Origin of the sequence: Collinsella sp. CLA-ER-H9 (genome assembly GCF_040092295.1) — a bacterium.
Taxonomy (GTDB): domain Bacteria; phylum Actinomycetota; class Coriobacteriia; order Coriobacteriales; family Coriobacteriaceae; genus Collinsella.
Genome location: NZ_JBBNLV010000021.1, coordinates 19977 through 27245 on the forward strand (window position 1 = coordinate 19977; position 7269 = coordinate 27245).

General features: G+C 60.3%; 5 protein-coding genes. 4 read left to right on the forward strand and 1 reads right to left on the reverse strand.

Annotated elements, in window-relative coordinates:
• The first annotated feature begins 4 nt into the window (after positions 1-4).
• The 3 genes from AAAX73_RS09220 to AAAX73_RS09230 are packed head-to-tail and all read left to right on the forward strand — an operon-like array spanning position 5 to position 3283.
• Positions 5-808: a TlyA family RNA methyltransferase gene (locus tag AAAX73_RS09220; RefSeq protein ID WP_349125725.1), complete on the forward strand. Its 804-nt coding sequence runs from the start codon at positions 5-7 to the stop codon at positions 806-808.
• On the forward strand, positions 805-1665 hold the full coding sequence (locus AAAX73_RS09225) for an NAD(+)/NADH kinase (RefSeq protein WP_349125721.1): 861 nt from the start codon (positions 805-807) through the stop codon (positions 1663-1665). Before AAAX73_RS09220 ends, AAAX73_RS09225 begins: the two co-directional genes overlap by 4 nt.
• Complete coding sequence (locus AAAX73_RS09230) at positions 1655-3283, forward strand: DNA repair protein RecN (protein WP_349125722.1); 1629 nt, start codon at positions 1655-1657, stop codon at positions 3281-3283. Before AAAX73_RS09225 ends, AAAX73_RS09230 begins: the two co-directional genes overlap by 11 nt.
• Before the next feature lie 262 nt (positions 3284-3545).
• Here the strand turns inward: AAAX73_RS09230 and AAAX73_RS09235 are convergent, their stop codons facing one another.
• Positions 3546-4403 (reverse strand): MurR/RpiR family transcriptional regulator, encoded by an 858-nt coding sequence (locus AAAX73_RS09235; RefSeq protein WP_349125723.1) that lies wholly within the window; start codon positions 4401-4403, stop codon positions 3546-3548.
• A 273-nt stretch (positions 4404-4676) separates the two neighbouring features.
• Between AAAX73_RS09235 and AAAX73_RS09240 the strand changes: the two genes are divergently transcribed.
• Positions 4677-6695, forward strand: coding sequence for a fructose-specific PTS transporter subunit EIIC (locus tag AAAX73_RS09240; protein WP_349125724.1), 2019 nt, complete (start codon positions 4677-4679; stop codon positions 6693-6695).
• Positions 6696-7269: the final 574 nt, after the last annotated feature.

The following is a 7269-nucleotide window of genomic DNA, read 5'->3' on the forward strand; positions in this document are numbered from 1 at the left end:
ATTCATGAAACGCGTGCGTCTCGATGACGAACTGATTTCACAGGGCATCTGCGCCGATCGCGCGGATGCCCTTCGCACTCTTATGGCCGGCTTGGTCTCGAGTGGCGGCGAGCGTTTGACCTCCCCGGGGCTTAAGGTGACGCCCGGGTTGCCGTTGCACGTGAAGGGTCGTATTCCCTATGTGGGGCGTGGCGGGCTCAAGCTCGAGGGCGCACTCGATTCGTTTGGGATTGATCCGACGGACCTTGCTTGCCTCGATGTGGGCTGTTCTACGGGCGGCTTTACCGATTGCCTGCTCAAGCGCGGCGCAGCTACAGTTGTTTCGGTCGATGTGGGCCGCGCCCAGTTTGATTGGTCGCTGCGCCAAGACGATCGCGTGACGCTCCATGAGCGCACCAACGTGACACAGCTGCCCGAGCTCGGCTACGGCGGCGCTATCGACCTGGCCGTGTGCGATGTGTCGTTTACGAGTATCGCAAATATCATCGACGCCGTGCTGGCGTGCCTGAAGCTTTCGGGTTCGTTTTGCACGCTCGTGAAGCCGCAGTTTGAGGCTCCGGCTGCGTTGGTGGGCGAGGGCGGTATTGTGACAGACCCCGCCGTCCGTTGCGATACGCTCGTGGCGGCGATCGAGCTCTTTGCCGCTAAGGGCCTGTTCCCGCGCGACGTGTGCGTGTCGCCCATCCATGGCGCCAAGGGTAACGTTGAGTTTTTCCTGTACGGCACGAGGTTTGCCCCCGGCGAGCGCGCCGAGGCTGAGTTGCAATCCCAGGTATCGGTTTTGAGCGAGAAAGCTGCAACGCTATGAAGGTCTTTCTGGTTCCCAATTACTACAAGCAAGAGGCGGTCGAGAGCGGCCTGATGCTCGAGCTTTGGCTTTCGCGCCAGGGCTACGAGGTCGCATGGGCTGCCGATCAGCGCTCCAAGATTCAGAGCGCGCCCGATGTTGACGATGCCGACTTGGTTATTACGCTCGGCGGCGACGGCACGCTGCTGCGTGCCGCCCGCATTCTCAACTACCGTGAGATTCCCATTTTGGGTCTTTCCTATGGTCATTTGGGTTTTTTGACGGCCGCGAGCCCCGAGGAGCGCGACATTTTGCAGGTCGTGAGCGATGCCCTGTCCGGCGAGCTCCATGTGAGCCGCCGTGCCACCATCGCCGCCGATATTGTTTCGGTTCGCGAAGACGGCACGAAGGATGTTGTGCGCACGTTTGCCCTCAACGATATGGCGCTTACGCGCGGGCCCCTGTCCGATATGGTCGAATTCGACATCACGGTGTCCGGCCATCATATCGACCGCCTGCGCGGTGACGGCGTGGTTGTATCGACGGCGACTGGCTCCACCGGCTATGCGCTTTCCGCCGGCGGCCCCATCGTCAGCCCCGATTACACGGGCATGGTCTGTGTGCCCATCGCCCCGCATACCATTCAGGCTCGCGCTTTTTTGACCTCGCCGAGCGATGTCGTGGAGATCTTTATGTCCGATGATCGCCCGAGCGTTCCGGCGATCGCCATCGATGGACAGTTTATTACCTGCGATGGCACGGTCGAGAGCGTGGCTGTGCGCCGTGGTCCCGGCGATGTGCTGCTGCTGGATTACGGCCCCGAGAGCTTCTATAACTCGGTGAGCCGCGTGTTCTACGGAGTGCGCCATGATCGATGAGCTGCAGGTTTCCAACATTGCACTCATTCGCGAGGCGACGTTGGTTCCGAGCGCGGGTCTAACGGTTCTGACCGGAGAAACCGGCGCCGGTAAGACCGCGCTGCTCTCGGCGCTTAAGCTCATTTTGGGCGAGCGCGCGGATTCGTCGACGGTGCGCGAGGGCGAGGCGCTTGCCAGCGTCGAGGCGCGTCTGTTTGACGGACCGCACGACACGGAGGGCTTCACCGTGCAGCGCAGCCTTTCTGCCGAGGGCCGCAGCCGCGTAAAAATTGACGGCCGCATCGCCAGCGTGCGTGAACTTTCGGAGCGCGTCGGCGTGATGATGGATCTTTGCGGTCAGCACGAGCACCAGCGCCTGCTCGACCCGGCGCATCATGTTGCCATGGTTGATGCCTGGGCAGGACGCCCGGCACTCGAGGTGCTCGAGCACTACCGTGCTTGCTTTAAGGCATCGCGTGCGGCTGCCAAGGAGGTCCGTCGCGTCGAAGAGGCCTCGCGTGCGCAGGGGAGTCGCGTTGAGGAGGCGCGCTTCGCCCTGGAGCGCATCGCCGAGGTCGACCCCAAGCCGGGTGAGTATGAGGAGCTCGAGGAGCTGCTGCCGCGCTCCGAGCATGCTGAGGTGTTGGTGGCCACGGCCAACGATGCCCATGTATCGCTTGCAGCTGAAGGGGGAGCGCTCGATGCCGTGAACAGTGCCGTGGCGGAGCTTTCCCGCATGGCGACCGTCGACCGCAAGCTGGGTGATATCGCCGATGCGCTTTCGGATGCCTGTATCTCGCTTGAGGATTGTGCCAACGAGCTGCGCACCTATCGCGATGGGGTCGCCTTCGATCCGCGCGAGCTGGCTCGTATGCGCGAGCGTTATTCCGATCTTAAGGGTCTGCTGCGTCAGTGGGGGCCCACCATGGATGATGTCTTTGCCATGCGCGACCGCTCACAAGAGCTGTTGTCGCTGGTAGACGATGGTGATGCGCAGATCAAGAAGGCTCGCGAGGCGCTCGGGTGTGCCGAACGCGAGCTTTTTGCTGCTGCCAAGGCGCTTAAACGCGTGCGGAATACCGCAGCCCCTCGCTTTTGCCACGAGGTTGGCCGTCAGATGGCGCGCTTGGAGATGGGCGACGCCGAGCTCGTTTGGGAGTCGCGCGATCTTCCGCGTGCCGAATGGACGCTGGCGGGGCCTTCGAGCTATGAGCTTTTGTATCGCAGTGGTGCCGGATTGACGCCGCGCCCCCTGCGCCGCATTGCGTCGGGCGGCGAGCTGAGCCGCGTCATGCTGGCGAGCAAGGTCGTTCTCGGTAACGCGGACGGCGTGGATACGCTGGTGTTCGACGAGGTCGATGCCGGTGTCGGCGGCTCTACAGCACGTGCCCTCGCGAGCGTGCTGGCAGATCTCGCCGCTACGCATCAGGTGATTGTCGTAACCCACCTGGCGCAGGTCGCTGTCATAGCCGACAAACACTACGTGGTGAGCAAAGAGCCCGGCGACGTTCCCCAGACGCATCTGGATGAGGTGGCCGGGGACGCCCGCATCGCAGAGATCGCCCGTATGCTGAGTGGCGATCAATCTGAGGCAAGCCTGGCACATGCCAAGCAGATGTTGGAAGAGGCTCGAGGTTAGAACGAGCTGACAGTGTTGGCGGGGACAAAATATCAGCAATTGTTGCACCGCCACTTGCTTGTCTGGCCCGACCGTCAAAAACTATGCCGGTTTACTACGATGAATCGGCGTAGCTCGAGCACAGCTAAAATTGTAAAAAGAAAACCGCAAGTAGAACCCCTGCGGTTTTCTTTTAAAACACGATGTGGTCGCATATTCCGATTTCATCGTAGTAAACCGGCATAGTTTTATCGGAACGGTACATAACGTCCCCTGATAAAACCTACTCCACGACCTTATCCGGCTGGATGAGCTCCTCGTAGTAGCTGATATGCTCGCGGGCGTCTTCAATCTCGGGCAGCAGGAAGTTGTAGATAACCTCGATTATCATCGTGGCACTCATCTTGGAGAACGCAAAGTCGCCCGTGGTGAGCAGTGCCTCGTGGTTCACAGTATTAAAGGTGTAGTCGGCCAGGCGAGCAAGCGGGGACTTGCTGTCGCTGCTGATGACGACAACGGTGGCGCCACAGCCGCGAGCCGCTTTTGCCATGCGATTCAGTCGGCGCGACTTGCCGGAGTTCGAGATCAGCACTATACAATCGCCAGGGCGCAACGTGAGCGCAAAACCAATCGAGATCTCGCTGATGGTGCTTGCCATGCAGCGAAGGCCCAGCTGCGAAAACTTAAACGTCGCGTCGAGCGCGACGGCGTTGGTGTTGCCTACGGCTGCAAATTCGATCGCCCCTGCGTTCTTAAACGCGTGCACGACGGCTGCCAGCGTGTCGTGATCAATGCCATCGATCGTCGCATTGAGCTCGCTTACCTTGGCAGCGAGAATATTCTTGAGGCTCTGCTCCATATTGTCGAGCGACACCTCGTCGGTGAGTCCTTCATTGCGCTGGCTCTCCAGATCGCGCGCCAGCGAAAACTGAAAACTGCGAAAACTGCCAAAACCCAGTTTGCGGCAGAAGCGCGAGACGGTTGCCTCGGAGGTTGCGGCAGCGTGCGAGAGCTGGGCGGCTGTCAGACGCGGTGCCTCGGACTGATGCTCTAGGATATAGTCGACAATGCGTTGCTCGGACTCGCTGTACCCCCTGTGCGTGCTAATAAGGGAGAGTGCGCTCTTGCTGCTATCTGACATGGGATGGCTCCTGGCTGGCATAAAAATCGGACTTGCTTTGTAATGTCGTAGTATAGGGGCATTTTCAATTACAAGATACACCTTGCCGTTTCAATAGTTGATGGTAAACTTTCATCGACCGTTTACGGTAATGAAAGAACCTTTCACCGGAGAAATGAGCTGTATTACTTCTCGTACAAGCGGTGGCTTGGTATCTTTCAGATGTGGAAAAGCGCGCAAGGACGCGCGTGTAGGGGAGCGCCTGCGGGCGCAAAACTTAAAAAGGAGGGACATATGGCTAAGTTTGACATCATCGCCGCCACCGGTTGTCCGACCGGCATCGCGCACACCTTCATGGCAAAGGAGGCGCTGGAGAAGGCAGCTGCCGAGCGCGGTCTGACCATTAAGGTCGAGACCCATGGCCAGGTCGGTGTCGAGAACGAGCTCACCAAGAGCGAGATCGCTGGTGCCAAGGCCGTCGTCGTCGCAGCCGACAAGGATGTCCAGCCGGAGCGTTTCGCCGGTAAGCCCATGGTTTCCGTTGGTGTTTCCAAGGCCCTGTCCGTCGAGGCTGCCGGCAAGCTGATCGACCGCGCACTCGCCGCCAAGGGCGACGACACGGTTGCGGCTGCTGTCGATGTCGAGGATGAGGTCGAGGAGAAGGAGTCCATCGGCCACATCATCTATAAGCACCTCATGAATGGCGTCAGCCACATGCTGGTCTTCGTCGTCGCCGGTGGCGTCCTGACCGCCGTTTCGTTCCTGTGGGGCATCACGTCCTTTGATTCGACGGCTGCCGACTACAACAGCTTCGCCGCTATGCTCAAGATCATCGGCGGCATTGCCATGAACCTCATGGTTCCCGTGCTTTCCGCCTACATCGCCGAGTCCATCGGCAAGCGCCCAGCGCTCGTCCCCGGCTTCGTCGCCGGTATGATCGCCATCCAGGGTCTGCCTGTCGTCGAGGGACCCGACGGTACAATGCTCATTGACGCCGGCGGCACCGGTGTGGGCTTCGGCTTCCTGGGCGGCATCGTCGGCGGCTTCCTCGCTGGCTATGTCATCTTACTGCTCGAGAAGGTCTTTGCCGGTCTGCCCAAGAACCTGGACGGTCTCAAGGCTATCTTCCTGTACCCGCTGTTCTCCACGCTGATTGTCGGTCTCGTGATGCTCGGCATCTCCGGCCCCATGGCTGCCATTAACACCGCCATGATGGACTTCCTCAAGGGTCTGTCTGCCTCCGGCGCTGTTGTCCTGGGTCTTGCTATCGGCTGCATGTGCGCCTTTGACATGGGCGGCCCGGTCAACAAGGCTGCTTACGTCACCGGTACCGCCATGCTCACCGAGGCCCTGGCAGCTGGTGTTGGCACCGACACCTACAACTTCGGCACCAACTTCATGGCTGCCGTCTCCGCCGCCTGTATCGTTCCGCCGCTGATCACCACCTTCGCCGTCATCGTCGGCAAGAAATACTTCAGCCAGGAGGACCATGACGCCGGTGTCGTCAACCTCATCCTTGGTTGCACCCACATCACCGAGGGCGCCATTCCGTTCATGACCAAGAACATCTGGCCCGTCATGCCCATCATGATGCTCGGTTCCTCCATCGCCTCGATCCTGACCATCATGTTCAACGTCCACGATCCGGCGCCCCACGGTGGCTTCCTGGTCCTGCCTGTTGTCGAGAACGGTCCGCTGTGGGTCCTCGCGATCCTCATCGGCGCTGTGGTCGGTGGCATCCTGTTCGTCGCTTTCAAGAAGTATGATTTCGAGAAGAACCAGAAGGCCGCTCCTGCCGCTCCCGCTAAGCCGGTCGAGGCTCCCAAGGCCGCTGCCGTCGAGGCCCCCAAGGCCGAGGCTGCCGACTTCGTGAAGGTCGAGAACGTTTTTGTCGCCGAGGATTTCGCTTCTCGTGACGAGGCCCTGAGCTTCGTCTCCAACCAGGCCGTCAAGGCCGGTCTCGCTGACGACGCCGATGCCGTGATGAACGCCTTCCTGACCCGCGAGGCCGAGGGCACCACGGGCATGATGGAGGGCTTCGCTATTCCGCATGCCAAGTCCGATGCCATTACCGAGGCCGCCGTCATTGTCGTCAAGGACGACTCTGGCGTGACCGGTTGGGACACCATGGACGGCGCTCCCGTCAACGTGGCTATCGCTCTGCTCATCCCCGGTGCCCAGGCTGGCACCACGCACCTCAAGATCCTGTCCAAGGTCGCCGAGGCGCTCATGGACGAGGACTTCCGTGCCACCGTCAAGGGTTCCTCCGACGCCGCCGAGATCGCCAAGACGATCAACGCCCGTCTGGTCTAATCCCCCAGCTCGCGAATAACATCGTCCTTTGTAACAAAGGCGGAGGCCCTCTCCAGGGCCTCCGCCTTTTTCGATCCCTCCCATAGGTTGCGGTGAAATAGGGACTGTTTAAACGATTCAACCCCAAATTCAGTCCCTATTTCACCGCAACTTACAGAAGGGTATAGAGGAGACTGCCTATCGAGTGCTTGTCGCGAACAGGTCATCAGCCAGAATTCCGTTCGCACGATATTGCTCTGGACCGACCGAGTTTCCGCAGCTTACTCGCCCACAGAGGGCCGGGCGCGACCTGTGAGATTTATCGCGAGTTCCGCACGAGCCGAAGAGCACTTAATGTGCTCTTCGTGCGAGCAGGACTGTAGAGCAGGAAATCTCACAGGCCGCGACCGGCCCTCTGTGGGCGAGCAAGCGGCCAGCAACGACATCCGTCCAATAATTCGTGCGAAAGGTTGATTTCCGATCTCAGCCGAACACATTGAGCAAATAGGCCATTCCCGCAGTTAGCCGAACGCCCCCGCGGCCCCTCCTGGGGCCCGGGGGCGCCGTTTTCCCAGTTGAAGGAACGGTGGAGATG

Excerpts from the sequence above, each read along its gene's own strand:
- AAAX73_RS09220 (WP_349125725.1), top strand. The coding sequence starts at position 5 with ATGAAACGCGTGCGTCTCGATGACGAACTGATTTCACAGGGCATCTGC.
- AAAX73_RS09225 (WP_349125721.1), top strand. The coding sequence starts at position 805 with ATGAAGGTCTTTCTGGTTCCCAATTACTACAAGCAAGAGGCGGTCGAG.
- AAAX73_RS09230 (WP_349125722.1), top strand. The coding sequence starts at position 1,655 with ATGATCGATGAGCTGCAGGTTTCCAACATTGCACTCATTCGCGAGGCG.
- AAAX73_RS09235 (WP_349125723.1), bottom strand. The coding sequence starts at position 4,403 with ATGTCAGATAGCAGCAAGAGCGCACTCTCCCTTATTAGCACGCACAGG.
- AAAX73_RS09240 (WP_349125724.1), top strand. The coding sequence starts at position 4,677 with ATGGCTAAGTTTGACATCATCGCCGCCACCGGTTGTCCGACCGGCATC.